At 68.4% G+C, this 1,040-nt stretch carries 1 protein-coding gene and 1 pseudogene; both read right to left on the bottom strand.

Annotation, left to right across the window (positions count from 1 at the left end):
* Nucleotides 1-17: 17 nt before the first annotated feature.
* The gene (locus tag GH815_RS18695) at nucleotides 18-224 is read right to left on the bottom strand and encodes a hypothetical protein (RefSeq protein ID WP_153750231.1); all 207 of its coding nucleotides are present in this window, start codon (nucleotides 222-224) and stop codon (nucleotides 18-20) included.
* Nucleotides 221-1,040, bottom strand: a pseudogene (locus GH815_RS18950) (hypothetical protein); the annotation flags it as partial. The gene GH815_RS18695 and the pseudogene GH815_RS18950, both read right to left, overlap by 4 nt.

Here is a 1,040-nt window from a genome sequence, read left to right as displayed (position 1 = left end):
GCCCGGAACGCCGAGGCTCATGGGAAAGGCTCCCCGGCGCGCGCCCTCAGGTGGACCCAGCCGGGCAGCACCGGCCAGAACGGCCCGCCCGTGATGAAGGCGTAGTAGTTCTGCGCGACCAGCAGGACATCGTCCTGCGGCTTGTCGGTGAACTCTCGGGTCTGGAAGGCCCATTCGAGGCATTGCCGCCGCAGCTCCGCATGGGGCGAGAGAGGCGCGCTCACCGCAGGCCCTCCATCGCCATGTCCACCGCGTCGGAAAAGCTGACGCCCTTCTCGCGCGCGATCTGGCGGGCGGCGTGCAGAAGCTCGTCATGCGTCCGGTCTGCGCTGTAGCCGTCAGGAATGGTCTGGTCCTGACGGGGCCGCCCACCTTCGAAGGGCATCTGTCCCAGATCCAGCGCGCCGAAGGATACGACCTTGGGTTGCCGTTTCAGGTAGGACAGGAACCAGTCCTTCCGGGTTGCGGTGGCGCCCTCGGAAAAGCTGACGGTCTCGGTATCGTCCAGGCTGGCTGCGAAGGCCACCAGCTCGTCCTTGAACACGGGCAGCACCCGGCCTTCGGCGATCAGCTCTTCCACCTCGCGTTCGCGCACCTCGCGCCGCAGCCGGGCCAGCTCGGTATCGGCCGCAGACGCCGGGGCGGCGAAGGCGTCCTGGTAGAAGGGCAGGCTGTCCCCGCCCGTGGCTGCGAACTTCACCGGCATGAGCCCCGGCACGGCGGGCGCCGCCGCACCGAGGAAGCCCACATGCTTGAGGTAGAACGATCCGGGCTTGGGATTCGCCGCCGCTTTGGGCAGGAACAGCGAGATCGAGACCTTCTTGAACCGTCCCGTCCGCACGGCGTCAGCGAACTCGGTCGCGGTCTGTTCCAGCGTGGCCTTCAGCACCCCGCGTTCCACATAGAGCGCTTCCACCCACCCGAAGGCCGGGGTATCGGTCTGCGGATGCCCGATCACGACCGGCGCCGGGGCGGCCTCGCGGTCATAGCCCGAGGCGATTTCCCGAAGGGTCGCCTCGGAGATCGTCTGGCGCTCACCG

Source organism: Rhodovulum strictum (assembly GCF_009649175.1).
Lineage (GTDB): Bacteria > Pseudomonadota > Alphaproteobacteria > Rhodobacterales > Rhodobacteraceae > Rhodovulum > Rhodovulum strictum.
This window is presented reverse-complemented; position numbering and strand designations above follow the sequence as displayed.